General features: G+C 64.6%; 27 protein-coding genes, 1 tRNA gene, 1 pseudogene and 1 riboswitch. Of the genes and pseudogenes, 9 read left to right on the top strand and 20 right to left on the bottom strand.

The annotated features are described in order from the left end of the window. Window positions 1-15 precede the first annotated feature (15 nt). From HV773_RS21985 to HV773_RS21970, 4 genes are all read left to right on the top strand, one after another. Entirely contained in the window at window positions 16-930 is a 915-nt protein-coding gene (locus HV773_RS21985) for a carbohydrate ABC transporter permease (RefSeq protein ID WP_227875417.1), read from the top strand. Next, window positions 927-1,817: a carbohydrate ABC transporter permease gene (locus tag HV773_RS21980; protein ID WP_227875319.1), complete on the top strand. Its 891-nt coding sequence runs from the start codon at window positions 927-929 to the stop codon at window positions 1,815-1,817. Before HV773_RS21985 ends, HV773_RS21980 begins: the two co-directional genes overlap by 4 nt. 34 nt (window positions 1,818-1,851) lie before the next feature. Beyond that, window positions 1,852-2,538 (top strand): HAD family hydrolase, encoded by a 687-nt coding sequence (locus tag HV773_RS21975; protein WP_129562730.1) that lies wholly within the window; start codon window positions 1,852-1,854, stop codon window positions 2,536-2,538. 71 nt (window positions 2,539-2,609) lie between these two features. Next, window positions 2,610-3,728: an ABC transporter ATP-binding protein gene (locus HV773_RS21970; RefSeq protein ID WP_129562729.1), complete on the top strand. Its 1,119-nt coding sequence runs from the start codon at window positions 2,610-2,612 to the stop codon at window positions 3,726-3,728. 139 nt (window positions 3,729-3,867) lie between these two features. Here HV773_RS21970 and HV773_RS21965 read toward each other — a convergent pair whose 3' ends face one another. From HV773_RS21965 to mutL, 7 genes are all read right to left on the bottom strand, one after another. Beyond that, complete coding sequence (locus HV773_RS21965) at window positions 3,868-4,218, bottom strand: hypothetical protein (RefSeq protein WP_129562728.1); 351 nt, start codon at window positions 4,216-4,218, stop codon at window positions 3,868-3,870. Further along, window positions 4,218-4,583, bottom strand: a complete 366-nt coding sequence (locus tag HV773_RS21960; protein WP_129562727.1) for a tlde1 domain-containing protein — start codon at window positions 4,581-4,583, stop codon at window positions 4,218-4,220. The genes HV773_RS21965 and HV773_RS21960 overlap by 1 nt, the downstream gene beginning before the upstream one ends. A 308-nt stretch (window positions 4,584-4,891) precedes the next feature. Beyond that, window positions 4,892-5,845 carry a sugar-binding transcriptional regulator gene (locus tag HV773_RS21955; RefSeq protein WP_129562726.1) on the bottom strand — a complete coding sequence of 318 codons (954 nt, stop codon included), beginning with the start codon at window positions 5,843-5,845 and terminating at the stop codon, window positions 4,892-4,894. 86 nt (window positions 5,846-5,931) lie between these two features. Further along, window positions 5,932-7,413, bottom strand: a complete 1,482-nt coding sequence (gene xylB, locus HV773_RS21950) for a xylulokinase (protein WP_129562725.1) — start codon at window positions 7,411-7,413, stop codon at window positions 5,932-5,934. 98 nt (window positions 7,414-7,511) lie between these two features. Further along, window positions 7,512-8,939, bottom strand: a complete 1,428-nt coding sequence (gene dalD, locus HV773_RS21945; RefSeq protein ID WP_129562724.1) for a D-arabinitol 4-dehydrogenase — start codon at window positions 8,937-8,939, stop codon at window positions 7,512-7,514. Window positions 8,940-9,229: 290 nt separating this feature from the next. Further along, window positions 9,230-10,222 carry a tRNA (adenosine(37)-N6)-dimethylallyltransferase MiaA gene (miaA, locus tag HV773_RS21940; protein WP_129562723.1) on the bottom strand — a complete coding sequence of 331 codons (993 nt, stop codon included), beginning with the start codon at window positions 10,220-10,222 and terminating at the stop codon, window positions 9,230-9,232. Window positions 10,223-10,232: 10 nt separating this feature from the next. After that, window positions 10,233-12,464: a DNA mismatch repair endonuclease MutL gene (gene mutL / locus HV773_RS21935; RefSeq protein WP_129562722.1), complete on the bottom strand. Its 2,232-nt coding sequence runs from the start codon at window positions 12,462-12,464 to the stop codon at window positions 10,233-10,235. Window positions 12,465-12,709: 245 nt separating this feature from the next. Between mutL and HV773_RS21930 the strand changes: the two genes are divergently transcribed. Continuing rightward, window positions 12,710-13,405, top strand: a complete 696-nt coding sequence (locus HV773_RS21930; RefSeq protein ID WP_129562721.1) for a DedA family protein — start codon at window positions 12,710-12,712, stop codon at window positions 13,403-13,405. Between the two features lie 139 nt (window positions 13,406-13,544). Here the strand turns inward: HV773_RS21930 and HV773_RS21925 are convergent, their stop codons facing one another. The 3 genes from HV773_RS21925 to HV773_RS21915 all read right to left on the bottom strand — a co-directional run bounded on the left by HV773_RS21925 (window position 13,545) and on the right by HV773_RS21915 (window position 16,102). Then, entirely contained in the window at window positions 13,545-14,357 is an 813-nt protein-coding gene (locus HV773_RS21925; RefSeq protein ID WP_129562720.1) for a mechanosensitive ion channel family protein, read from the bottom strand. 268 nt (window positions 14,358-14,625) lie between these two features. Next, a complete protein-coding gene (locus tag HV773_RS21920) occupies window positions 14,626-15,000 on the bottom strand; it encodes a hypothetical protein (protein WP_129562719.1) in 375 nt (124 codons plus the stop codon). Between the two features lie 184 nt (window positions 15,001-15,184). Beyond that, window positions 15,185-16,102 (bottom strand): LysR family transcriptional regulator, encoded by a 918-nt coding sequence (locus HV773_RS21915; RefSeq protein WP_129562718.1) that lies wholly within the window; start codon window positions 16,100-16,102, stop codon window positions 15,185-15,187. A 116-nt stretch (window positions 16,103-16,218) separates the two neighbouring features. Here HV773_RS21915 and HV773_RS21910 point away from each other — a divergent pair, with 116 nt between their 5' ends. The 3 genes from HV773_RS21910 (at window position 16,219) to HV773_RS21900 (ending at window position 18,116) form a co-directional block, all read left to right on the top strand. After that, window positions 16,219-16,803, top strand: coding sequence for a cytochrome b (locus HV773_RS21910; RefSeq protein ID WP_174220062.1), 585 nt, complete (start codon window positions 16,219-16,221; stop codon window positions 16,801-16,803). A gap of 64 nt (window positions 16,804-16,867) precedes the next feature. Continuing rightward, window positions 16,868-17,455, top strand: a complete 588-nt coding sequence (locus HV773_RS21905; protein WP_129562717.1) for a YceI family protein — start codon at window positions 16,868-16,870, stop codon at window positions 17,453-17,455. 79 nt (window positions 17,456-17,534) lie between these two features. Then, window positions 17,535-18,116 carry a YceI family protein gene (locus HV773_RS21900; RefSeq protein ID WP_129562716.1) on the top strand — a complete coding sequence of 194 codons (582 nt, stop codon included), beginning with the start codon at window positions 17,535-17,537 and terminating at the stop codon, window positions 18,114-18,116. A 79-nt stretch (window positions 18,117-18,195) separates the two neighbouring features. Here the strand turns inward: HV773_RS21900 and HV773_RS21895 are convergent, their stop codons facing one another. From HV773_RS21895 to ydfG, 10 genes are all read right to left on the bottom strand, one after another. After that, window positions 18,196-18,642, bottom strand: coding sequence for a BspC domain-containing protein (locus HV773_RS21895; protein ID WP_129562715.1), 447 nt, complete (start codon window positions 18,640-18,642; stop codon window positions 18,196-18,198). 93 nt (window positions 18,643-18,735) lie between these two features. Beyond that, window positions 18,736-18,811 (bottom strand) — tRNA-Lys (locus HV773_RS21890). A 64-nt stretch (window positions 18,812-18,875) separates the two neighbouring features. Continuing rightward, window positions 18,876-19,625 (bottom strand): tol-pal system protein YbgF, encoded by a 750-nt coding sequence (gene ybgF / locus HV773_RS21885; protein ID WP_129562714.1) that lies wholly within the window; start codon window positions 19,623-19,625, stop codon window positions 18,876-18,878. Between the two features lie 23 nt (window positions 19,626-19,648). Continuing rightward, on the bottom strand, window positions 19,649-20,155 hold the full coding sequence (gene pal, locus HV773_RS21880) for a peptidoglycan-associated lipoprotein Pal (RefSeq protein ID WP_129562713.1): 507 nt from the start codon (window positions 20,153-20,155) through the stop codon (window positions 19,649-19,651). An 18-nt stretch (window positions 20,156-20,173) separates the two neighbouring features. Continuing rightward, window positions 20,174-21,466: a Tol-Pal system beta propeller repeat protein TolB gene (gene tolB, locus HV773_RS21875; protein ID WP_129562712.1), complete on the bottom strand. Its 1,293-nt coding sequence runs from the start codon at window positions 21,464-21,466 to the stop codon at window positions 20,174-20,176. A 125-nt stretch (window positions 21,467-21,591) separates the two neighbouring features. Next, a complete protein-coding gene (gene tolA, locus HV773_RS21870) occupies window positions 21,592-22,590 on the bottom strand; it encodes a cell envelope integrity protein TolA (protein ID WP_129562711.1) in 999 nt (332 codons plus the stop codon). After that, entirely contained in the window at window positions 22,587-23,033 is a 447-nt protein-coding gene (tolR, locus tag HV773_RS21865; RefSeq protein WP_129562710.1) for a protein TolR, read from the bottom strand. The genes tolA and tolR overlap by 4 nt, the downstream gene beginning before the upstream one ends. A 27-nt stretch (window positions 23,034-23,060) precedes the next feature. Further along, a complete protein-coding gene (tolQ, locus tag HV773_RS21860; protein WP_129562709.1) occupies window positions 23,061-23,738 on the bottom strand; it encodes a protein TolQ in 678 nt (225 codons plus the stop codon). Between the two features lie 154 nt (window positions 23,739-23,892). Continuing rightward, a complete protein-coding gene (gene ybgC / locus HV773_RS21855; RefSeq protein ID WP_129562708.1) occupies window positions 23,893-24,387 on the bottom strand; it encodes a tol-pal system-associated acyl-CoA thioesterase in 495 nt (164 codons plus the stop codon). Window positions 24,388-24,450: 63 nt separating this feature from the next. Next, window positions 24,451-25,197: a bifunctional NADP-dependent 3-hydroxy acid dehydrogenase/3-hydroxypropionate dehydrogenase YdfG gene (gene ydfG / locus HV773_RS21850; RefSeq protein WP_129562707.1), complete on the bottom strand. Its 747-nt coding sequence runs from the start codon at window positions 25,195-25,197 to the stop codon at window positions 24,451-24,453. Window positions 25,198-25,406: 209 nt separating this feature from the next. Continuing rightward, window positions 25,407-25,583, top strand: a riboswitch (ZMP/ZTP riboswitch). Between the two features lie 175 nt (window positions 25,584-25,758). On the opposite strand from ydfG, the pseudogene glyA reads away from it, so the two are divergent. Continuing rightward, a pseudogene (gene glyA / locus HV773_RS21845) lies at window positions 25,759-25,998 on the top strand (serine hydroxymethyltransferase); the annotation flags it as partial.

Here is a 25,998-nt window from a genome sequence, read left to right as displayed (position 1 = left end):
CATCTTCCCATGCCCATGTTCAATCGAGCGCGCGTACCCCAGCCGCAGCGCGTAGAGACGCGCCGCTCGGCGTCGCGCTGGCTGGTTTCGCCTTCCGTCGCCGTCCTGCTGCTGTGGATGACAATTCCGCTTGCGATGACGATATGGTATTCGTTCACGCGCTACAACCTGCTCAATCCCGATCTCAAGGGCTTTGCAGGCCTCGACAACTACACCTTCCTCGTCACCGATCCGTCGTTCTGGCCGTCGATCTTCCACACGGTCGAACTCATCGTTTCAGTGCTCGTGATCACCGTGGTCGGCGGCGTGCTGATGGCGGTGCTGTTCGACCGCAAGTTCGTGGGGCAAGGCGTGGCGCGCCTGTTCGCGATCGCGCCGTTTTTCGTGATGCCGACGGTTTCCGCGTTGATCTGGAAGAACATGATCCTGCATCCGGTGTACGGCCTCGTGGCCATCGCGATGCGCGCGCTGGGCATGACGCCAATCGACTGGTTCGCTGACTATCCGCTCACCGCGGTCATCATGATCGTGGCGTGGCAATGGTTGCCGTTCGCGTTCCTCATTCTCTTCACGGCGATCCAGTCGCTCGACCAGGAGCAGAAGGAGGCCGCGCGCATCGACGGCGCAGGCGCCATTGCGATGTTCTTCTACATCACGTTGCCGCACCTGCGCCGCGCGATTGCCGTGGTGGTGATGATGGAAAGCATCTTCTTGCTCTCGATCTTCGCGGAGATCTACACGACCACGAGCGGCGGCCCCGGCAACGCGACCACCAATCTCACCTACCTGATCTACTCGATGGGCCTGCAACAGTTCGACGTGGGCATTGCGTCCGCGGGCGGCATTCTCGCCGTCGTGCTCGCGAACATCGTGTCGTTCTTCCTCGTGCGCATGCTTGCGCGCAACCTCAAAGGGGAGTACGAAAAATGAGCCAAGTCACTGCTTCACCCGTTCATGCGCCGAAGTCGTCAAATGAGTCGCCGCATGCCGTCAAGCGTTCTTCACCGCTCCAGTTCATCGGACGCGTAGTGCCGGGCCTGCTCGCATGGATCATCGCGCTCGCGCTGTTCTTCCCGATCTTCTGGATGACGATCACGGCGTTCAAGACCGAGCAGCAGGCCTATGTTCCGTCGCTGTTCTTCATGCCGACGCTCGACAGCTTCCGCGAGGTCTTCGCGCGCAGCAACTACTTCGCGTTCGCGTGGAATTCGGTGCTGATCTCAGCGGGCGTGACGGTCGTCTGCCTGATTTTCGCGGTACCGGCCGCCTACGCGATGGCGTTCTTCCCGAACCGGCGCACGCAGGGGATTCTGCTGTGGATGCTGTCCACCAAGATGATGCCCTCGGTGGGTGTGCTCGTGCCGATCTACCTGCTGTGGAAAAACACCGGGCTGCTCGATACGGTGAGCGGGCTCGTGATCGTCTACACGCTCATCAATTTGCCGATCGCGGTGTGGATGGCCTACACGTACTTCAACGAGATTCCCAAGGATATTCTCGAGGCCGGGCGTATGGATGGCGCGGCCACCTGGCAGGAGATCGTTTATCTACTCATGCCGATGTCGGTGCCGGGGCTCGCGTCCACCGCGCTGCTGCTGATCATTCTTTCGTGGAACGAAGCATTCTGGAGTATCAATCTGTCGAGCTCGAACGCGGCGCCGCTTACCGTGTTCATCGCCTCGTATTCGAGCCCCGAGGGCTTGTTCTGGGCGAAACTCTCAGCGGCTTCGCTGTTGGCGGTCGCGCCGGTGCTGATCGTCGGCTGGCTCTCGCAGAAGCAGCTCGTGCGCGGCCTTACGTTTGGCGCGGTCAAGTAAGCCATTGCAAACAGGCAACCCAAGGACTCGACTCATGCCCATTCAGGCCCTGATCTGCGACTGCGACGGCGTGCTGATCGACAGTGAAGCCGTGGCCGCGCGCGTGCTGGTGCGCGAGCTCGAAGCGCGCTGGCCAGGCGCTGCGGTGGCGCCCGTGCTGATGCCGCTGCTCGGGCAGCGCATCGAGCGCGTGCTCGGCGGCGCAAGCGAGGCGCTCGGCCGGCGGCTGACACCCGAGGACGTCGACGCGATTCGCGCCGTGGCGGAAACCGAGGCCGCCGAAGCGCCGCTCTTTCCCGGCGTGAGCGCGGCACTGGAGGCCGTCACGCTCACCAAGGCCTGCGCGAGCAACAGCTACGCGGCGGTAGTGCGCCGCGTGCTGGAGCGCAACGGCCTCGCGCGCTTTTTTAACGAGCGCATCTATTGCGCCGATATGGTGGCAAGGCCGAAGCCCGCGCCGGACGTTTATCTCGCGGCGGCGCAGGGGCTGGGCGTGGCGCCCGATGGATGCCTCGTGGTGGAAGACAGCGTGGCGGGTGTGAGCGCGGCGCGCGCGGCGGGCATGACGGTGCTGGGCTTCGTGGGCGGCGCGCATGTGGGCGGCGACGCGCACGCGCTCGAATTGCGCGAAGTAGGCGCACAGGAGATTTTCGACGACATGCGCGCGCTGCCCGCGCTCGTGGCGGACTGGATACAGAAGGCGGAGGCTCGCGCGCAATGAGCGCGGCTTTTCGCCAACTTCGCAGCAAACTGCACAGCGAATTGATTCGTGATTGAACGGAGACAGACATCATGGCAAGCGTGACCCTGAGAGACGTGCTCAAGCGCTACGACGAAACCGAAGTGCTGCGCGACGTGAACCTCGATATTGCGGACGGCGAGTTCGTCGTGTTCGTGGGCCCGAGCGGCTGCGGCAAGACCACGCTCATGCGGATGATCGCGGGACTCGAGGACATCAGCGGCGGCGACCTTATGATCGACGGCGCACGCATGAACGACGTGCCGCCGGCCAAGCGCGGCATCGCGATGGTATTTCAGTCGTACGCGCTCTATCCGCACATGACGCTTTACGACAACATGGCGTTCGGGCTCAAGCTCGCGGGCACGAAGAAGGACGAGATCGACGCGGCGGTGAGGAACGCCGCGAAGATACTTCACATCGACCATCTGCTCGACCGCAAGCCCAAGCAGCTTTCCGGCGGTCAGCGCCAGCGCGTGGCGATCGGGCGTGCGATCACGCGCAAGCCCAAGGTGTTCCTGTTCGACGAGCCGCTCTCGAACCTCGACGCGGCGCTGCGCGTGAAGATGCGGCTGGAGTTCGCGCGCCTGCACGACGAGCTGAAAACAACAATGATCTACGTGACGCATGACCAGGTCGAGGCGATGACGCTGGCGGACAAGATCGTGGTGCTTTCGGCAGGCAATGTGGAACAAGTAGGGAGTCCGAACCGTCTCTACCACGCGCCGGTGAACCGGTTCGTGGCCGGTTTCATCGGCTCGCCGAAGATGAACTTTCTCGATGGCGTCGTGCAGCAGGTCGCGAGCGACGGCGTTGTGGTGCGCTACGAAACGGGCGAGACGCAGAAGGTGGCGGTGGAGCCGAATACGGCATCAGGCGCGCGCGAAGGCAACAAGGTGACAGTGGGCATCCGCCCCGAGCATATGCATGTCGCCACGGGCGAATACGGCGTGAGCGCGAAGGCCAATACGGTGGAGTCCCTCGGCGACGCAGCGTACCTTTACGCGGAGTCGCCCGTTGCTCCGGATGGCCTGATCGCGCGCATTCCGCCGCTTGAGCAGCACGAACGCGGCGAGGCGATGAAGCTGGGCGCGTCGCCCGATCATTGCCATCTGTTCGATGCCGACGGCATTGCGTTCGAGCGCCGCTTCGCGCAGCAGATGGCGGCTTGAGATAGAGGCGCCGTTTCGGGAGCGAGGCGGCGCCGCGATGATTGTCGCAGAGGGGGCCTGAATCAAGGCCTTATATGCCCGCTTTCGAGCGGGCTTTTTTTCGCTTGGGTCAGCCGCCAGTATTTGGATTCAGCACAAATCAAGGAACTTGCGCATCGAATTTCTGGGAAACCACATAGATATCCACGTCGCTCATTGAGCACTCCGTTGAGGAGGCGTTGTTGACTGTTACAACGTGGAATTTTTCGCCAGAGTGCGCGTAAAGCGTGATGTCGAAAACTTGTCGATACAGGTCTTTTCCGATACTTTGAATTGCGATCGGGACCGCTTTTGTTTTCGATTCGTCCAGCTGGGTGATCTTGAAAACACCAGCATTCTGCAATTTCACCTCGGCCACATTGGTGGGCCAACTGGCACAAGGTAACCCGGCTGGCAATTTCGCGAAACACATTGCTGGCGTCATCGATAAAAGCACGAGTAGTTTTCGCATCACTGGACAACCTTGAGAATGTGATCGCCGCTGCTCCAAATTTGGCTACGAACCGCCATTCGTTCAATAACGCAACCATTCGATGCCAGGCCTGGATGCGCGACGTTGTCACCATGAATCATGAAACCGTCGCGACCAAAGGTGATAGTGCCGTTGATCGGTGTTAAACGCATGGTATAGACACCGGAGTGCGCATGGGTGAACGGCGCTCCTATTCGGTATTCCCCTCGTGGAATCGGCCCGACATTTGGCGTTGCCTGCATGGTTGGATTGTTCTTGCCGGCTCCGATACCTGAGTATCCACCTATAACCACTGTTCCGTTGCGCTCGAGCCTGCCGCTCGCTTGATGGTATGTCCACGGCATTTTGCTTTCCGTTAAATTATCGTTCGTATTGCTGTCATCTTTGAACCCTAACTATGCGGGGATTGCCATTTTTCTCCATGTTTAAATCCGCGGGATAACCGAAGGCTCCGGCCGTCGCAAGTCCGGGCCGAGGGTCACCGCAGCGTAGCCGCCCACAGCGCAAGACGTATTGTTTGACATCAATATATAGGGGGTGATCGAATTGAGGTCCGAGAGAGATATGCGCCTACATGCGCCGGATCGCTCTCGAAGGGGCGTTGTGCGCGGCACGCAACCGCAGGCGCCCGGAAACCCGAACCCGGCGACGCTCAGCCCCTATCCCCCAACGCCGCCCGCGCACATTCCTCATCCGTCACGAGCCCCGAGAGCCAGCCGCCCTTGAGCGCTGCGATGACCGCGTCGCGCTTGCGCGCGCCGCCCGCGAAGCCGATGGTGGGGCGCTTCGGCGGCGCATCCAGGCGCAGGCTCGTCACGCGCCGTCCCGTGGGCGAATCCACGCGCTGGCCGTTCGCATCGATCGGCAGGCCGAGCATCTCCGCAATCGCCCCCAGACGCATCAACTCGTGGACTTCGTCGGTAGTGAGGAAGCCGTCTTCATGCAGCGGGCAATGCTCGCCGATATTGCCGATGCCGACGAACGCCACATCGGCCTCGCCCGACAGTGACTCGACGATGCGGTAGAGCCGGTGATTGCACCATTGTGCGCGCTCGGCCTCGTTGTCGGCGATGAGCGGCGCGGGCAGCAGAAAATGCTTGCCGCCGGTTTTCTCGGAGATATGCAGCGCCACGTCGTAGCGGTTCGAGGAGCCGTCCTGCGCAATCGCACCCACCATCGAGACGAGGCGATGCTGCGGCCGTTCGAGCTGCGCGATCTGATCGACGGCGGCCTTGAGCGTGCGCCCGCTGCTCACCGCCACGACCATTGGCCGCTCCTCGCCCAGATAGCGCTCCATGACCTGTGCACCGGCCACTGCGAGCTTGCGGTCGATGGCTTCTTGCGTGTCGCCGTCCACGGGCACCACTTCGCACATGGCCAGGCCGTAGCGTTTCGAGAGCTGGTCCGCGAGCGCGAGGCAGTCGGCCAGCCGATGATCGACGCGCACGCGAATCAGATTCTTCTCGACCGCGAACGCCACGAGGCGCTGTGCCACCGGGCGCGACACCTGGAGCTTTTCGGCGATCTCGTTCTGGGTGTTGCCGGCCACGTAGTAGAGCCAGGCGGCGCGGGTGGCGAGATCGAGTTTTTCGGTGGACTTGGGCACGGTGGTGATCGGGGCGGGCTTCGCAGCGAATGCGTGAGCGGGTTGGTCTGGGGCGAGGCGAAGTGTACTGGAAACGTTCGGCGCCCTCAGGCGAGCCTTTCTCGCGCGGGATCGAAGAGCGGGCGCACGTGCCGATACAGCGCGCGGTACGCTTCTAGCCGCTCGCGCAGCGCGGCGTGGCGCGTGGCATCGGGCGTGTATTCGGCGGCAACGGGGGCCTTCGCCAGCACCTCGTCGAACGCGCCGCCCGCCGCGAGCCAGCCGAGGCGCGCCGCGCCAAGCGCCGCACCCGTTTCGCCGCCGCCGTGCTGGCGCGTGGGGGTGTCGAACGCGTCGGCTGCTAGCTGCGCCCAATACGCGCTGCGCGCGCCGCCGCCGAGCATCGAGAGCGGGCCTACTTCGGTGCCCGCTGCGCGCAGTGCGTCGAGGCCGTCGGTGAGCGCGAGCGTCACGCCTTCGAGCACGGCATAGCCAAGCAGCGCGCGGTCGGTCGCGTGCGTCATGCCGAAGAACACGCCTTGCGCATAGGGGTCGTTGTGCGGCGTGCGCTCGCCGGAGAGGTAAGGCAAGAAGAGCGGCGCTTGCGCGAGCGTTTGCGGCGCGAGGCGCTCGACTTCGGCGAGCAGCGTGGGCTCGTCGGTGCCGGTGAGCTTGCAGACCCAGCGCAGGCAACTGGCCGCCGAGAGCACGACGCTCATCTGATGCCAGCGCTCGGGAATCGCATGGCAGAACGCATGCACGGCCGAGGCCGGATTCGGCCTGAAACGATCGCCGATCACGCACAGCACGCCCGAGGTGCCGAGCGAGACGAAGCCGTCGCCGGGCTGCACGGCGCCGATGCCGATCGCGCTCGTGGCGTTGTCGCCGCCACCCGCCGCGACCACCACGTCCTCGCGCAGGCCGAACTCGCGCGCGAGCGCGGGCAGCAGCGTGCCTGAAGGCGCGCTGCCCTCGGCGAGCGCTGGCATCTGCGCGCGCGTCATGTTGCAGGCGTCGAGCAGCGCATCGGACCAGTCGCGTCTGGCGACGTCGAGCCACAGCGTGCCCGCCGCGTCGGACGGATCGGAGACTTTGCCGCCCGTGAGTTTCAGGCGCAGCCAGTCCTTGGGCAGCAGCACGCAGGCCATCCTGCGAAAGTGCTCGGGCTCGTGGCGCGCGACCCACAGCAGTTTGGGCGCGGTGAAGCCCGGCATCGCCAGATTGCCGGCCACGCGATGCAGTTGCGGCGCGCGTGCGGTGAGCTCGGCGCATTCGTCGACAGCGCGCATGTCATTCCAGAGGATCGCGGGCCGCAGCACGGTGTCGTTCTTGTCGAGCAGCACCGCGCCGTGCATCTGCCCCGAGAGGCCGATGCCGCGCACCTCGGCAAATTCGCGCGGATGCTTCTCGCGTAGCGCGGCGAGCGCACGGCGCGTGCCGTCCCACCAGTCGGCGGGATCCTGTTCGGCCCAGCGCGGTTGTGGGCGCGAGACCGTGAACGGCGAGCCCGCGGTGCCGATCACGCGGCTGTCGGGGGCGAGCAGCAGGACTTTTACTTCGGAGGTGCCGAGGTCGATGCCGAGGTACATGGATATGGCGCGCGCGCAGGTCGTGAGGGTGGAGGGGCTACTTTAGCCGCGCGCGCCGGGCCGCGCCATGCGCGCCGACCCAGGGGCGCGGCGCATGCTCAGACGCTGCATCCGCGCTGCGCGAGCCATGCATCCACGCGCGCGAGCGCGTCGCGCAGGGCGCTGGCGAGCGGCGCGCTGCCCGCGAGGCTGCCCCAGAGCAGCTTGTCGGCGCTGAACGCGGCGAGCGCGGCGTTCGAGTCTTGCGACTCGAACATGCGCTTCACAGCCTGGCCGTCCATCACGCCGTCCTGGTACGCGTACGGCAACGTGCCTTTGCTCCAGCGCTGCAGAAAGCGCAGGAACAGTGCGGGCAGGATGGTGGTGGCGGCTGGCACGGCGCCGGCCGCGATGCGCTGCGCGATGGTTGGCGCGATGAAGCCTGGAATCTTCGAAAATCCATCGGCGGCCACGCGCTGATTCGTGTCCTGGATGTACGGATTGCTGAAGCGGTCGAGCACGACGTCGCGGTATTTCGCGAGATCGAGCGGGCTCGGCGTGAGGCAGGGGATCACGTCCTCGCTCACGTACTCGCGCGCGAACGTGCGAATGTCGGCGTCATGGGTGCCCTCGTGAATGTAGTCGAGCCCGACGAGCGTGCCTGCCCACGCGATGCAGCTATGCGTCGCGTTGAGGATGCGGATCTTGGCCTCCTCGTAAGGCATCACCGATTCGACCATCTCCGCGCCCGCGCGCTCCCACGCGGGACGCCCTGCGCAGAAGTGATCTTCGATCACCCATTGGATGAAGGCCTCACCCATCACGGGGCAGGCGTCGTCGATGCCGGTGGCGGCCTTCACGCGCTCGCGCACGTCGGGCGTGGGGCGCGGCGTGATGCGGTCGACCATCGAATCGGGGCAGGTGGTGTGGGCGTCGAACCAGTCGCGCAGCGCCATTGCACCGCGCAGCGCGAGGAATTCGCGCATGCCTGCGTGAAAACGCTTGCCGTTGCTGCGCAGGTTATCGCAGGTCTGGAGCGTGACCGCGCACTTGCCAGGATCGCCGCCGCGCGCCATGCGCGCTTCGAGAATCGCGGCCAGCGCGCCGTAGATCGTGCCGCGCGCGCCGTTGAGGTCGGCGGCGAGATCGGGATTCGCGGTATCGAGGCGGTCGTGCTCATCGAGGTAATAGCCGCCCTCGGTCACCGTGAACGCGATGATCTTGCACGCGGGATCCGCGCCTGCCTCGATCAGCGTCGCGAGGTCGGCCGACCACGGCAGCACGCGCGTGATCGAGCGGATCGTCTCGTAGGCGCGCTCGCCCTGCGGCGTGACCGTTTCGAGCGTGTAGACGCCGTGCTGCGCGGCGAGCGCGTCCATGACGGCGTTCATGTCGGCGCGGATGTTGCCGACGGTGAGCGACCAGGTCGGCTCGTCGGGCTGGCGCGCGAGATTCGCGCGATGCAGATACCACGCCTGATGCGCACGATGAAACGACCCGGCGCCGATGTGCAGGATCACGTTCGCGTGGCTGCGTTCGCTGTCCATCTGTGTCTCCTCCGATAGCGTCATGCGCGCTTGGTGTGTGTCGATGCGCATCCATGCGCTGCCCGGTGATATCGAGCAATTGATCTATTGATGAACGAATGATCGTATTCGGCCGAGCGAAAGTCAAGCCGGCTTCAGCGGGTTTTTTGTGGCGTGCTGCGGGTGCTTTACGACGCACAGGCGCGTGCGCGGGTGCGCCGAGGAAAATGCGTGGCGGCAATGTTGTGATGCACAAACGCGGCGGCGGGCCTGGAAGAGGGCGGGCAGGCGCAACGCCCGCGCTCGTGGGTTCAGCCCTGTGCGTGTGCGACCGCCGAGATCGCGGCTACAGCCTGCGCGGTCGCATCGGCCGCGCAGCAGTCGACGACGATGCGCTCGGGCATCGCGCGCAGCCACGTGAGTTGGCGCTTGCAGAGCTGGCGCGTGGCGAACACGCCCTTGTCGCGCATCGTGGCGTAGTCGATCGCGCCGTCGAGGTATTCCCAGGCCTGGCGATAGCCCACGCAGCGCATCGAAGGCAGGTTCGGATCGAGGTCGCCGCGCGCGCGCAGCGCCTTTACCTCGTCGAGGAAGCCGGCGGCGAGCATGGCGTCGAAGCGCTGCTCGATGCGCTTGTGCAGCACGCCGCGATCCGACGGTTCGAGCGCGATCGGCACGAAACAGTAGCGCGCCGCTTCATCTTCGCGCGTGGCGTTCGTGCGCGGAGCGGCGAGCAGCGCCGACATCGGCTGGCCCGAGAGCATGAAGATTTCGAGCGCACGCTGGATGCGTTGCGAGTCGTTGGGCGCGAGGCGCGCGGCCGTGGCAGGGTCGACTTGCGCCAGGCGCGCGTGGAGCGCGGGCCAGCCATCGCGCGCGGCTTCGGCGTCGAGTTGCGCGCGCACGGCGGGGTCCGCGCCCGGCAGGTCGTTGAGCCCTTGCGTGAGCGCCTTGTAGTAGAGCATCGTGCCGCCCACGAGCAAGGGAATGTTGCCGCGCGCGACGATCTCGCCGGCCACGCGCAGGGCATCGGCGCGGAAGTTGGCGGCCGAGTAGGCCTCTGCGGGATCGACGATGTCGATCAGATGATGCGCGGCCGCCGCGCGTTCTTCTGCGCTGGGCTTGGCCGTGCCGATGTCCATGCCGCGATACACGAGCGCCGAATCGACGCTGACGATCTCGACGGTGCGAGCGTGTGCCGCGCTGGCTTGTGCGGCGGCATAGGTGAGCGCGGCCGCCGTCTTGCCCGAGGCCGTGGGCCCGAGCAGACACGCGATGGGCAATGCTTCGCTGGATGGCTTCATGAGTGTTGTGTCACTGCCCGCGCATGAAGAGCCGGTCGAGATCGGCGAGCGTGAGCTGATACCACGTGGGCCGGCCGTGATTGCACTGGTCGGCGCGCTCGGTCGCTTCCATCTGGCGCAGGAGCGCGTTCATCTCGTCGAGCGTGAGGCGCCGGTTCGCGCGCACCGCGTGGTGGCAGGCGAGCGTGCCGAGCATCTCGTGCTGGCGCTCGGTCAGCACGCGCGAGCCGCCATAGGCGTGCAGATCGGCGAGCACCGCGCGCGCGAGCGCTTGCAGGTCCGAGTCCTTCAGGAGCGCGGGTACCGCGCGGATGGCGATCGACGTGGGCGAGAGCACCGCGAGATCGAAGCCGAGCGCTTCGAGCGTGGCTTTTTCTTCCTCGACGGTGCCGGTCTCCACGGGGTCGGCCGTCATCGAGATAGGGATCAGCAGCGGCTGGACCGCGAGCGAGCGCTCGGCGAGCGCCTGCTTGAACTGCTCGTAGAGGATGCGTTCGTGCGCGGCGTGCATGTCGACGATTACAAGGCCGCGCGCGTTTTGCGCGAGCACGTAGATGCCATGCACCTGGCCGAGCGCGAAGCCGAGCGGATGGTCGTCGCGAGCGTCGAAGGCGGGCTGGGGCGCTTGCGCGGAGAAGGACGCGCCGGCGTCTTCCGCGTGGGACACTGTCGCGCCTTGTGCTGTGCCTGCGCCGACGTCCTTGCGGCCGAACAGGGCGTCGTAGAGCGCAAGCGGCTGCGCGACGGGCAGGCTGCCTTGCGTCATGCGCGACTGGCGTAGCCAGGTGTTGCCGCTGGCGCCCGAGCTGCCGCTCGCGCTGCCGCTAGAGCTGCTAGAGCCGAATCCCGAAGCGCGGCCTCCCACGCCACCGGAAAAGCCGCTTCCCGCGCCGCCGAAGCTGCTCGCGACGCTGGCGGTGCCGAACTTGCCAGGCGTGCCAAAGCTAGCGGACGGCGCACCGGAAACACCGGCGTTGCCGGTGGCGCCCGAAGCCCCCGAAGCCAGCCCAACGGAGCCGCCCAGCACGCCGGCGCCCGGCGCGGCGCGCGGCTCGATCAGCGCGGCGTGGCCGCCCGAGGTGGTTTCCGGCGATGCACCCGCGTGGCGTGCAAGCGCGCGCTGCACCGCATGGAACACGAACTGGTGAATCGAGCGCGAGTCGCGAAAGCGCACCTCGATCTTCGACGGATGCACGTTCACGTCGACTGCTTCGGGCGGCAAGTCGAGAAACAGCACATACGACGGATAGCGGTCGCCGTGGAGCACGTCTTCGTAGGCGGCGCGCACGGCGTGCGTGAGCAGCTTGTCGCGCACGTAGCGGCCGTTCACGAAAAAGTACTGCTGGTCGGCGCGATTGCGGCTCGCGGTAGGCAGGCCCGCGCAGCCGTAGACGGCGAGCGGTCCGGCGCGCTCGTCGAGCGGCAGGTGCGCGGTGGCGAAGGTCTCGCCGAGAATCTTCGAGACGCGCGTGGCCGGATCGCTCGCGTTCCAGTGCTCGACGGCGCGGCCGTTGTGCAGCACCGAGATCGCCACGTCGGGCCGTGCGAGCGCGCTGCGGCGGATCATCTCGAGACAGTGGCCGAGCTCGGTCTGCTCGCTCTTCAGAAACTTGCGGCGCGCAGGCGTGTTGAAGTACAGCTCGCGCACTTCGATGGTGGTGCCCTGGCCGCCCGCGGCGGGCGAGAGCGCGCCCGTGTGGGCGTCGATTTTCACGGCGTGCGCGGCGCTGGCGGGGCGGCTCGTGATCGACATCTCGGCCACCGAGGCGATCGAGGCCAGCGCTTCGCCGCGAAACCCGAGCGTCGCGACGCTTTCGAGTTCGGCGAGCGAGCGGATCTTGCTGGTTGCGTGGCGCGTCAGCGCGAGCGGCAATTCGGCTTCGGGGATGCCGCAGCCGTCGTCAGCGATCGAGATGCGCTTTACGCCGCCTTCGTCGAGCAGGATGCGCAGCGTGGACGCGCCCGCGTCGAGCGCGTTTTCGAGCAGCTCTTTCACGACCGAGGCAGGGCGCTCGACCACTTCGCCCGCCGCGATCTGGCTGATCAGTTGGTCGGGCAGCGCCTGGATCGCGCGCGCAGGCTGTGGGGAGCGCGAGGCGTGCGCGGGGTCCGCCGCTGCGGCGGTTGCGGTGGTCGCATGGGCGGCTGCGCTGTCGGCAGAGTCGGGCGCATTGACGGATGCACTGCTCGGTGCACTGCCGGGAATTGCGCCAGCGCCGGCAAGATCGGAATTCGAAGACATGCGCGCAATTATAGCGATTCGGCGCGGGCGTCCCCGGGCTGCGCCGGCGCACGCTTAGGTCCCCTGTTTTGGCGACGTTCGAGGTGCTTTCGGTGCGCTTTCGATAGATTTTTGCGGATTTTCGGGGGAATTTTTCGTGACGAGGGGCACTTTAGGTATCATGGCGCGGTCAATTTTGCTTCTCGCGCAACATCGGCCTCGCGCACTTTAACCGGGCGCCGGGCCACGACCAATAAGGGATACTTTTGGATACGCTGCTGCAGTTTGCCAATCTCGTCTTGCACATCGACAAGTTTCTCGGAGTCTTCATCCAGCAGTACGGCGCCTGGGTTTATGCGGTCCTTTTCCTGATCGTGTTTTGCGAAACCGGGCTCGTGGTCCTGCCGTTCCTGCCCGGCGATTCGCTGCTGTTCATCGGCGGCGCGTTCGCGGCCACGCACGAGATGAATCTTGGCCTGCTGCTGGTCTTGCTGATCGTGGCGGCGGTCTCGGGCAACACGGTCAACTATCTGATCGGCCATGCCATCGGACCGAAGGTGTTCAATACGCGCATTCCCGTGCTCGAACGCTTTCTCGACCGCGCGGCACTGCAAAAGACCCACGATTTCTACGAACGCCACGGCGGCAAGACCATTGTGCTCGCACGCTTCATTCCGGTCGTACGCACCTTCGCGCCGTTCGTCGCGGGCGTCTCGCAGATGAGCATGCGGCGCTTCCAGTTCTTCAACATCACGGGTGCGCTGTTCTGGGTGCTGCTGCTCGTGCTGCTCGGCTTCTTCTTCGGCAACATTCCGTTCATTCGCCAGTATCTGAACGTGATCGTGCTCGTGGGCATTGGCGCGGCCATCGTGCCGGTGCTCATCGGCGGGCTCTGGAAGATGACGCGCAAGAGCGGGCGTGACAGCACCATGCGCGGGCCGAACGGCAACCGCAACTCATAGCGCCGCAGCACGACTGACGCACGCGTTCGCGCGTGAGAGTGGCCCGGCGGTTCGGCTGCTCCAAGAAAAAAACGGCATCGCCCGCGAGGACGATGCCGTTTGTTTTTGCGCGAGACGGCGCGGTGCAGCGTGGTGCGTTTTAGCCCACGCGGCGAATGATCGATGGCGTTTCCGGCGTCGGATAGCCCGCGTCACGGAAGGTCTCGACGATCGCGCGGTTGGTGTCGAAGTACACCTGCCAGTAGTGATCGTTGCTCGTATAAGGCCGCACGCACAGGAGCGGACCTTCGGGCGTGAACGACAGCACCTCGACGTCGGGCGCCGGTTCCTGCGCCACGTTGGGAATGGCCGCGACCACGGCGCGCAGCCGCTTGGCTGCATCGACGGGGTCGACGCCGTTGGCGATCTTCGCGGTCAGTTCGACGCGGCGCACCGGCGTGGCGCTGAAGTTCGAGATGGTGTCCGAAAAGATCTTGTTGTTGCCCACGATGTTCACGACGTTGTCCGGCGAGATGATGGTCGTGCCGAAGATGCCGAGCTCTTTCACGGTGCCCGTCACGCCGCCGGCCGTCACAAAGTCGCCGACCTTGAACGGACGCAGCACCTGCATGAAGACGCCCGCCGCGAAGTGCGCGAGCAGGCCGCCCCAAGCCGTGCCGATGGCGAGACCGAGGCCCGCGAGCAGTGCTGCGAACGAGGTGGTCTGCACTCCGAACACCTGGAGGATCGCGAGGACCAGCAGCAGATTCAGCAAGCCGCCGAGGATCGAGCCGAGGTAATGCGCGAGCGTGGGGTCGACGCGCTGGTTGCGCGAGAGCACTTTGCGCAGCAAGCCGGTGATCAGGTTGATGACCCAGCGTCCGACGATCCACAAGACGATCGCCGCGACGACCTTGGTCCCGAAGTCCATGCCCCGGGTCATGATGAATGTGCGGATTGTTTCGAGATCCAAGATGTCCTCGCTTGAAACGATGTTGATATGGTTATTGAGTCAGGTGAGAGGCACGCGAATGGCCTCGCGATGAGCTGCGGCGCTCTGTCGCATGCATGCAGGTGCATTTATAGGCCAAGTGGCGAGAGCGTGCGACGAACGTGCCCGGGTGCCGACGGATTGATACCAGGCTGCGTGTGAGAGACGCAGCGCTGTGCCACTGTCGATTCATGCGCAATGCATGATCGCGGAGCAAGAGGAGGAGGGCGGTCGGAGCGCGGCGGCGTGCTTACATCGGCAGTGTCGACTTGCTGTACGGCGAGGTTTCGATCACAAGCGCATCGGGCGGCGCTTGGCGGCGCGCGCTGCGCCGGCGCCAGACGCGCGCAAGGACGAACGCCAGCACGACCGCGAGTAGGTAGGCGGCCGCGCGTGCGTAGAACGTTTCGGTCGGGTTGTGCGCGCGCCACGGGCCGCCCGCGTCGGCGAACACGAGAAACGTAAGCGCGGCGTCGAACACCAGGGCAATGGCGATGATGCCGGCGAACATAAGCGTGCCGCGCACACGCAGATCGGGGCGCATGGCGCGAGCGATGGCGCACGCCAGTTGCACGGCGGCGAGCAGAGCGAGATTGGAAAGCAGGCAGCAGACGAAGGTGTACATGAGACGTACCGGACAACGCACAAAAGGAGCGGCCGAAGTCTTGGTCGACGGCGCGCAAGCGGCGCGATCATGGCACGACGATGTTTCTCGAAAAATGGGTGTCGCGCGAGGGTTGTATCGGCGCAACTGGGCGTGGCATCCCGGATGCGTGCCGAGGGTTTCGCCGTTGGCGTTCGAGACGCGTTCAGTACGCGTCGGCGACTAGCGTGCCGGGCGGCGTGCCGCTCGCGAGATAGTGGCTCAACCACTGGCACGCGGGGCCGGTGGCGGCGTCCGTGCGGTGGATCAGCGAGATGTTGTAGTTCACCGAGCCGCGGTCGGCGAGCGCGATGCGCACGAGGCGCCCAGCTTCGAGGTCGGCCTCGACGAGATGGCGCGGCATCGACCCCCAGCCGAGCCCCGCGAGCAACAGGCGGTGCTTCGCACCGAGGTCGCCCAGCTTCCACGCGCGGTTGCTGTACACCCCGAAAGTCTGGCCGAGCGTGAGCCGGCTGCGGTCGGTCAGCACGAGCTGGGTGTGCTCGCGCGCGTCGGAGATGCGCACGGGCTGCGCGGCCTGCGCGAGCGGATGAATCGGCGCGGCCACCAGCACGAGCTCGACCGTGCCGATCGTGCGCGCTTCGATCACATGCGGCCAGTTCTGGTTCGGCCCACTGATGCCGATGGCGCAATCGCCGTCGAGCACGAGCTTGAGCACGCCGCCGAGCGCCTCCATGGTGAGGTTCAGCGCCACGGTCGGAAAGGCCAGCGCGAACGCCTGCAAGGCCTCCACGAGCCGTGGCGACGGAAACATCACGTCCACGGCCACCGAGACCTCGCCTTCGAGCCCGCGCTGCAGACCGGCCGCCTTGGCGTTAAGCTGACCCATCAGCAGATCGAGACGGCGCGCATCGGCGAGAATCGCCCGCCCCGCGGCTGTGAGCTCGGGCTTGCGCTTGCCGCGTACGAACAGGGCGACGCCGAGCAGCGCCTCCAGATTGGCGATCGTGTAGCTCACCACCGACTGCGCGCGATCGAGCTGGCGCGCCGCCGCTGAAAAGCTGCCGGTTTCCGCCACGGCAATCAGTGCGCGCAGCTGTTCGAGACTCGGCGAACGGTCCATGAGCGCTCCAGGATCGACCTATCCAGAAAATAGATGATAACGATCCATTCTAGACGATTGTTTGAATAGCTGACGCCGGTTAAAGTGCGCCTTCCTTGTTGAGGATGTCCATGCCGATGAATCGTTCCGTTAAGTCCACTGGCCGCTACAGCGGCGTCGCCATGCTGCTGCACTGGCTGGTCGCCACGCTGATCGTCTGGGGCTTCGCGCTCGGCTGGATCATGACCGATATCCCCGGCATCACGCCCACCAAGCTGCGCTATTTCTCGTGGCACAAGTGGATTGGCGTGACCGTGCTCGCGCTCGTGCTGGTGCGCCTCCTGTGGCGTGCGACACATCGCGCGCCCGCGCTGCCGGGTTCCATGCACGGCTGGGAGCGCGGCGCGGCGCACGCAGGCCACTTCGTGCTTTACGTGCTGATGGTCGCGATCCCCGTGACCGGCTATCTCTATAGCTCGGCGGCGGGCATCCAAGTCGTGTACCTCGGCATCTGGCCGCTGCCCACGATCATCGGCCCCGACAAAGCGCTCAAGGGCACGTTGCGGATCGTTCACGTCGCGCTCAACTACACGTTGCTCGCGGTCGTGGTGCTGCACGTGCTTGCGGTCGTGAAGCATCAATGGCTCGATCGCCAGAATATCCTCGCGCGCATGCTGCCTTCTTTTGGCAAATCCGGTAAACCCGGCACGCCGCGCGACTAAGCGCAGTGCGCAGCTTCATCGTCGCTTCATCGTCTTTTCACCGCTCACAGCGAACCGACTGTCCATGATCCAACGTTTCGCCTCCAAAGTTTCCATCGTCGCGCTTGGCGTGGCGCTTGCCGCCGGCGCGGCTTTCACCGCCTCCTTCGCAACGAATGCGGACGCCGCCGCCGAAGCCGCGAAAAGCTCCGTCTCGGCCGTGTTCAAGCAGATGAACGTGCCAGTGGAAGGGCGCTTCAGCCGCTTTAACGCCGACGTGCATTTCGACCCGGCCAACGCCGCGGCATCGAGCGCGAAGCTCGACGTCGACGTGGCGAGCTTCGATCTTGGCTCGCCCGACTACAACAAGGAAGTCGCCGGCGACGAATGGTTCGACGCTGCGCACTTCCCGCACGCCACCTTCGTTTCCACGCAGATCAAGGCGGGCGCGAACGGCGCCTTCACGGTCGCGGGCAAGCTCACGATCCGGGGCAAGACGACCGATGTGGTCGTGCCGGTGACGTACCGCAAGGACGGCGCGAACCAGGTGTTCGACGGCGCATTGCCCATCAAGCGCCTCGCCTACGGCATTGGCTCGGGCGAGTGGAAGGACACGTCGATCGTCGCCGATGACGTGCAGATCAAGTTTCATATCGTGACCGCCGCGCACTGACGCGCGCCGGTTGTTCGTTTCATCCGGCGTTTATGGCTACTTTATTCGCCGTCTCATTCGTATCAGGAACCACGCTTTTATGAAGACCACTCTGTTTGCCGCCGCCGCGCTGGCCGCCGCTATCGCCACGCCCGCGTTCGCAACGCCCACGACGTACAACCTTGACCCGTCGCACACGTTCCCGAGCTTCGAAGCCGACCACTTCGGCGGCGTCTCGGTCTGGCGCGGCAAGTTCACGAAGAGCTCGGGCACCGTCGTGCTCGACCGCACGGCGAAGACCGGCACGGTCGACGTGACCATCGACGCCTCGTCCATCGACACCGGCAACTCGGCACTCGACAAGCACGTGAGCTCGGCGGAACTGCTCGACGCGGCCAAGTACCCGACTGCCGTCTACAAGGGCACGTCGATCAAGTTCGACGGCGACAAGCCGGTTGAAGTGATTGGCACGTTCACGCTGCACGGTGTCACGAAGCCGCTGAACCTCAAGATCGATTCGTTCAAATGCTTCCAGAACCCCATGCTCAAGCGTGAAGTGTGCGGCGCCGACGCCAGCGCCGAATTCGATCGCGCCGACTACGGCGTGACCTACGGCAAGGCCTATGGCTTCAAGATGGCAACGACGCTGCAGATCCAGGTCGAAGGCATCAAGGCGGAATAAGCGCGGCGAAACCCGCGCTAAAGCGAAAACCCGTGCGTGTCGTGCGCACGGGTTTTTTTATGCGCGCGTGCAATTGAATTTACTGGATGGTCGAGTCGGTGTGCGCCGGCCGCGGCTTCAGCGCGACATCGACGATGTGCGAGTGCCAGACGCCGCAGGTTGCCTTCACGGGCTCCCACGCGTACTTACCGCGTACCTTGGCGAAGCCGCGCAGATGAACGAGCGTGTCGATGGGCGAGGCCTGCGCCATGGCACCCGAAGTCGATACGCGCATGATGGCGCCATCGGGCGCGGGTGTTTCGACATGCGCGGTGAGGGCGCGGCGGTCCGGCACGAGCAGCGAATCATAGCGCTGGCCCTGGCGCACCCACTCGTCGAGCGCGGCGACGCAGTTGATGACGACGTCGGGCACGCTAATGCGGCGCAGATATTCGTAGTTTTCGGGCGGGGCTTGCATTTGCGCCTGGACGCGCAGGCTGATCAGAAGCAGCGCGAGCAGGGCGCAGGCGAGAGTCGAGAACTTCATGATGACGTGGCCTGTGCGACGGGGGAAGGAACTGCGGGGAGGGGCAACATCAAAGCAAAAAGCCCAGTCACGAGGACTGGGCTTTTTATTCTTTGGTAGGCCGTACGGGATTCGAACCTGTGACCAACGGATTAAAAGTCCGCTGCTCTACCAGCTGAGCTAACGACCCAAAAGAGAAGCGAGATTATAGCGATGCTCTCCGCGCGTGTCAACCAAGCTCGCGCGGGGAGCAATTACTTGAGCTGTGACAGCTTGCTCTGCGCCGTCTGCGCCACTTCCGTGCCGCTGTACTGCGAAACGATCTGCTCGAGCGTGCGCTTGGCCGCAGCCTTTTGCCCCTGCTCAATCTGATTGTTCGCAATCGCCAGCAGCGAATCGGCCGCACGCGGATTTTGCGGATAGTTCTTGACCACGTTCTGCCACGTCGCGGTCGACCCCTTGTAGTCCTTCAGCGCGTAGAGCGCATTGCCGAGCCAGTATTGCGCGGTCGGCTGGTAGGGGCTTTGCGGATACTTCGAGATGAAGCTGCGGAACGCCGTTGCAGCCTGCTTGAAGTCGCCGTTGCGAAACTGCTGCGAAGCGGCGTTGAACGCCTCCGTCTCACCGGGTTGAACGGTGCCCTGCTGGCCATCCACGGTTTGCTGCTGCGGCTCGAACTTCTTGAGGCGCGTATCCAGGTCCGTGTAGTAGTCCTTCTGTTGCTTCTGCAGGGTGGCCAGCTGGTTCGCCATGTCCTCGTTCTGTCCGCGCAACGTCGCGACCTGCTGATTGAGCTGGTCGAGGTGGTTGGACTGATCGAGGATCGTGCGCTGGGCTGCGGACAGCTGGCTAGTCAGATTGTCCGTCTTCGCGCGCAGGTCGAGAATCGCCTGGCGCGCCTGATCGTCATCGAAGAGACCCGCGTGAGCCGGCAGCGACGCGAAGGCGCTTCCGGCTACGCAGGCGGCTGCGGCTACCCGCAGCAGGGAGAAACGGTGCGACATACGCCCCTTCATCCAATACTCAATTACTGTTGGTACACGAGGTCAGCACGGCGGTTCTGCGACCACGATGCTTCGTCGTGGCCTGCCGCGACCGGCTTTTCCTTACCGAGGCTCACAGCTTCCATCTGTGAGTCGCCCACACCGTCGAGCGCGAGGACGCGGCGGACAGCTTCAGCACGCTTTTGGCCCAGCGCCAGGTTGTACTCGCTCGAGCCGCGCTCGTCGGTGTTGCCCTGGATCAGGACGTGACGCTGCGGATGCGTCTTCAGGTACTGAGCGTGAGCTTGCAGCAGCGACTGGTAGTCGTCCTTGACGCTGTAGCTGTCGAAGTCGAAGTACACGCTGCGCTTGGCGAGCGGGCTGTTCGGGTTGTTCAGCTCGTCGACGTTCACCTGGGCAACGGCGTTCGGGTTCGGCTGAGTGTTCATTGCGCCGGCGTTCTCGCCTTCGGTCTTGACGCCCGACTTACATGCGGCCAGCGCACCGATCATCATGACGGCCAAGGCCAGGCGGACTTTATTCGACTTCATTTTTTCTCTCCTGAAGTGTTATTGCATAAAAGGACCCCAGGACGGCTCGCGCACGACGCCGCCCTGAACGGACAGAACTTGCCGCGTCCGACCATCGGTCGATACAGCAGCCAGCACGCCACGGCCGTTCACCTGAGTGGCGTAAAGAATGTACTGACCGTTCGCCGCGAAGCTTGGCGATTCGTCATGTGTCGTGTCGGTGAGCGCCGTGGAGACGCCGGACTGCAGATCTTGAATGTACAACTTAAATCCGCCACCCGTGCGTGAGATGTACGCCAGTTCCTTGCCGTCCGGGCTGACCTTCGGGCTCGTGTTGTAGTTGCCGGTGAACGTCACGCGTTGTGCGGCGCCGGCGCTTTCGCCCTGGGCCGGCATCTTGTAGATCTGCGGCTGGCCGCCGCGGTCGCTCGTGAAGTAAATCCAGCGCCCGTCAGGAGAGAAGGTGGGTTCGGTGTCGATCGTCGTGCCTTGCGTGAGGCGGCGCAGACCCGAGCCGTCGGCGTTGACGGCGAAGATTTGCGTGTTGCCCGTGCGCGACAGCGCAACGGCGAGCGTGCGGCCGTCCGGCGACCAGGCCGGCGCCGAGTTGTTGCCCTTCTGGTCCGAGACCATGACGCGCCGCCCCGTGGGCAGGTCATGCACGTAGACGATGGGCTTTTTCTTTTCGAAAGAAACGTAGGCCACCTTGGTGCCGTCAGGCGACCAGGCCGGCGAGATGATGGGCTCCGGGCTCGACAGCGCGATGTGCGCGTCTTGTCCGTCGGAGTCCGAAATCTGCAACTGGTAGCGGTTGCCCGTCTTGATCACATAAGACAGGCGCGTGGCGAACACGCCGCGGTCGCCAAACAGCTTCTGATAGATGTAGTCAGCAACCTTGTGCGCGCTCATGCGCAGGCCGCTGGGCGGGCTCTGCAGCACGAGGCCGCCGAGGCTGTCGCCTTTCACCGTGTCATACAGCTTGAAGCGCACTTCGTACTGGCCATTGGGGAGCTTGTTGACGCTGCCCGCCACGAACGCGTTGGCGCCCTTGGCCTTCCAGCTGCCGAGGTCGACCGAGTCGGCTTCCGAGACCGGCGCGCTGCCGGCGTCGATGTTGGTGAATTTGCCGCTGCGAGCGAGGTCGGCGCGCACGATGGCGGCGACTTGCTGCGGCGAGTTCGCTTCGCCAGCGAAATTAGCCGTGGCGATGGGGAACTGGGTAGAGCCCACGCCGGTGACGAGGACGTTGAGTTGTGCGTTCGCTGCGCCGCCGACTGCAATCAGGCAAGACGCGACGAGAGTTCGCAGGCCAAGCTTCGTCATCAAACTCATGCTGTGCTGTTTCCTCAAAAAGCGATTTTTGTCACACCGTGCAACAGCAGACAGACCGGGAAACGTTCCAATCGTTCCGTGATCTGCTGCCGTGCGACGGCTTCCCTGTGTCCCGATGGGCGCCCTTAACTTGCCGGGCGCAAGGTAATTTTAAAGTTCGACGGCGTTTTGCCATCCGTGTCGACCGGCATGGGATCCGAGCGCTGGACGGCGCGCAACGCGGCGTCGTCCCACTGCGAATTACCGCTGCTGCGCGAGATGGTGGCCGAAAGCAGCGTGCCGCTTGGCGAGCAGTGCACCGAAATCTCGGTTTCCAGACCTGCCGTCTCGCCCGCCCAGATGATGTTCGGGCGCACGCGACGCCGCACCTTGTCCGCATAACCCGGCGAAGCTGCGTTGCCGCCCGAGCCGCTGCCGGTGCCGCTTTTCGCGAGACCGTTGCCGCTCGTGCCCGTGCCGCCGCCCATCGAGCCTTGCATCTGCGCGATGCGCGCGCGCCGCTCGGCGTCGAGCTTCTTCGCCTGGGCGTCGGCTTGCGCCTTGGCCTTGGCGGCCTTTTCGGCGTCGGCCTTCTTCTGTGCGTCGAGTTTCGCCTGCTTTTGCGCGTCTTCCTGCGCCTGCTTCTTCAGCGCTTCCTGCTGCTTGAGCTTTTCGGCAGCGGCTTGCTGCTGCTCCTGCTGCTGCTGTTGCTTGAGCTTCGCTTGCTTCTGCTGCAGGGCGAGCTGCGCTGCCTGCTGGGCCGCGAGTTGCTGCTGGCGCTTCGCATCGGCTTCCTGTTGCGCCTTCAGGCGCTGCTGCTCGGCCAGTTGCGCTTCGCGCGCAGCCTCTTGCTGCTGCTTACGCTTTAACTGTTGCAGCGCGATGTCGGCTTCTTCCGTTTGCGGCGGAGGCGGGGCAGGGGCGACCGGTGCGGGAGGCGGCGGCACGGGCCGCGGCGTCGACAGATCGGGCACCTCGGTCCAGAGCTCCGCCTCTTCACCCGCCGGCGTGCTGTTCTGCCAGCGGATGCCGTGGTAGAGGAACAAACCGAGCAGCACATGCATGATCACGGCGAGCGCAAGCGCACGTCCCGTGCCCCGCTCGCGCGGAGGCTGCAGCGGATACGTATCTTTGTTCCGGATCATTGCGATTTGACGAGCAGTCCGACACGTTTGACGCCGCGCGACTTCAGGTCGGACATCACGTTCATCACCGTCTCATACTTGACGGACTTATCGGCTGCGATCACGACGGGCTGGTCGGGATGGCTTTGCTCGCGCTCCATGACGAAGCCGTTGAGGTCGGCGCGCGACATGTTTTGCTGCTGCGTCGCGCCGGAATCATCTTTGTAGCGTACGCTCAGATTGCCGTCGGGGCGAATATTGACCACGACGGGCGGCGTCTGCTGCTGCTGGCTTGCGCCGCCAACAGTGGGCAGATTGACGATGGACGGCGCGACCAGCGGCGCCGTCACCATGAAGATCACGAGCAACACCAGCATCACGTCGATATACGGCACGACGTTGATGTCGGCCATCGCGCGGCGCGAGCGGCTGCCTCGCATGCTCGAACGAACTGAGCCTCCCATCTTCGACTCCTTGCTAGCTGGTGAAGATTAGTGGGCCTGACGTTGCAGGATGTTCGAAAATTCTTCGATGAACGTCTCGAAGCGGATCGCGAGGCGGTCGATGTCGTGCGCGTAGCTGTTGTACGCAACCACCGCCGGGATGGCGGCGAACAGACCGATCGCGGTGGCTGTCAGCGCTTCGGCAATGCCGGGCGCGACGTTCGCGAGCGTGGCCTGCTGCACGTTCGCGAGACCGCGGAACGCGTTCATGATCCCCCAGACCGTGCCGAAGAGACCAATGTACGGGCTCACCGAGCCCACCGACGCGAGGAACGAAAGGTTGGCCTCGAGCGCATCCATTTCGCGCTGGAAAGCCGCGCGCATGGCGCGGCGCGCGCCGTCGAGCACGAGGCTCGGATCGTTCAGGCGCTTCTCCTTGGCTTTGAGAAATTCACGCATGCCCGACTCAAAGATACGCTCGAGCGCGCCGATCGTGTGACGGTTGTTGGCCGCGCTCTGGTAGAGCGCCTGCAGGTCGCCGCCCGACCAGAATTCGCGCTCGAAGACTTCGGTCTGCGTGCGCGCGCGGCGAATGGCAAACCACTTGCGGAAGATGAAGGTCCAGGAAATCAGGGACATCAACAGCAGCAATCCCATCACCGCTTGTGCCAGTACGCTCGCATTAAGAACGAGAGAAAGGATCGACAGATCTTGTGTAGTGTTCATAGAGGTTCTTGATTACGTCCCGGAAGGGGCGAGCGGCTGCAAGGCAACGCGAATCTTTCCGAAGGCCAATGGAAAGACATCGCGCCGTCGCATCCAAACCCAGGCTGGTCTTGAATCGACCGACGCGAGTTCACTGGCGTCGTATCAACGGCAATTACTGCGGCGCCGTTGACACAGCCGGCAAGACTTTCTTCACACCACGCTCCAAAGCTTCAAAAACGTGGTCAGGAATAGCTGCAGGGCGCATCTCTGCGCCATTCACGCAGGCTACGCGAATCTTTCCGCTGACTAACAACGTGTCGCCGCGCCACGCTGTCTGCATGAAATCGACGGCTACGCGGCCCAATTTGGCAACTCGGGTCACGATCGTCACGACGTCGTCGAGGCGGGCGGGTGACTTGTAGTCGAGCGTGGTGTTGCACACGACAAACAGTTCACCGGACTCCTCGGCGAGCTTGCGCTGGTCGACGCCGCACGCGCGCAGCCATTCGGTGCGCGCGCGTTCGAAGAACTTCAGGTAGTTCGCGTAAAACACGATGCCGCCGGCGTCGGTATCTTCGTAATAGACGCGTACCGGCCAGGTAAAACCGGCTGCGGCCTGTGATGGGGTCGCATCCGGGGTGCGGGTAGATCTTTCCATGCCGCGCATTCTACCGGAACGCGCTGCGCTCACGCCGTTCGTAAGACCGATGGCGGAAGGCAAAGGCAGCGTTCAGCCGCGATGGACGCTGAGGCCTGCAAAGGCCTGTGCAACCGGCATCAACTCGATCGTATTGATGTTCACGTGCGCGGGACGCGAGGTGATCCAGTAGATGGAGTCGGCGACGTCCTCGGGGGTGAGCGGCTGAACATCCTTATAGACGTTGGCCGCTTTCGCGTCGTCGCCGCGATAGCGCACGCTGGAGAACTCGGTGCCGCCGCACAGGCCCGGCTCGATATTCGTCACACGCAGCGCGGTTCCGGCGAGATCCGCGCGCAGATTGAGGCTGAATTGGCGCACGAACGCCTTGGTCGCGCCATAGACATTGCCGCCAGCATAGGGCCAGTTTCCCGCCGACGATCCCAGATTGACGACGTGTCCGCGGTTGCGCGCGATCATGCCCGGCAGAAAGGCGTGGGTGACCCGCACGAGACCGGTGCAGTTGGTGTCGATCATGGTCTCCCAGTCGTCGAGGTCGGCTTTGTGCGCGGGGTCCACGCCCAGCGCGAGGCCGGCGTTGTTGATAAGCACGTCGACATCGGCGAATTCGGGCGGCAGCGTAGCGGGCGCTGCCTCGACGGCGGCGCGGTCGCGCACGTCGAGTTCGAACGGCAGGAGGGCGTCGCCCAGTTCCGTGGCGAGGGCGTCGAGTCGGTCCTTGCGGCGCGCCGTAGCGACGACGCGGTGCCCGCCCTTGACGTAGGCCCGGGCGATGGCGGCGCCGAATCCCGCGGATGCGCCGGTGACGAAGACGATCATGGTTGCTCCCAAGTCAGTGGAACGCGAAGAAAGGGGAGAGCCTACTTGTAATGCGGCGCTGCGGCAAGGAAGCGTCAGAACACGGGCGAGCCGGGCCTCGGCGGGGGTTTGGAAGGGCGCGCGCCGGCCCCCGCAGCGCGGCACGCGGCGGGCGCTGCAGCCGCCTCCCAGGTTGCCTATTCCGGGCGCATCCAATACACTAACGCGCTCAATCCCTGCGTGACTGGCGATAGGGGCCCCGAATGGCAACGGCTGTAATAATTGCCCTTCAAGCTGCATGTGTTGGACACAGCGTTGAACGCAGCGCGGTTCAAACGGGGGCTCAAGGTGGAACGACCCACCGTGAAGCGCAGGGTGCCGTTTTGCCGTTCGCCTGGGCAGCCAGATATCGCGCGCTTCACTAAGCGCTGCTGGGCCTTTACGGGCCGTGGCTGTCCTGCCTCGCGTGTGCGGCACCTTTTTCCGCCACGTCAAGGCTGGCCTCTTCGCCAGCAGCGCCGCGTACCCGCTACGCGTTCGGCGCGAGACCCGGTCAACCTGAACACACTTAACGGAACCCGTATGTTTGACAGAGCCGAAAGCACCATCGCCAACGTCGATCCCGAACTCTTCAAGGCGATCGAACTCGAGAACCGCCGCCAGGAAGAGCACATCGAGCTCATCGCGTCGGAGAACTACACGTCGCCGGCCGTGATGGCCGCGCAGGGTTCGCAGCTCACCAACAAGTACGCCGAAGGCTATCCCGGCAAGCGCTACTACGGCGGCTGCGAGTACGTGGATGTCGTCGAGCAGCTCGCGATC

The organism is Paraburkholderia caffeinitolerans (assembly GCF_902859945.1).
In the GTDB taxonomy this organism is placed as follows: domain Bacteria; phylum Pseudomonadota; class Gammaproteobacteria; order Burkholderiales; family Burkholderiaceae; genus Paraburkholderia; species Paraburkholderia caffeinitolerans.
This window is presented reverse-complemented; position numbering and strand designations above follow the sequence as displayed.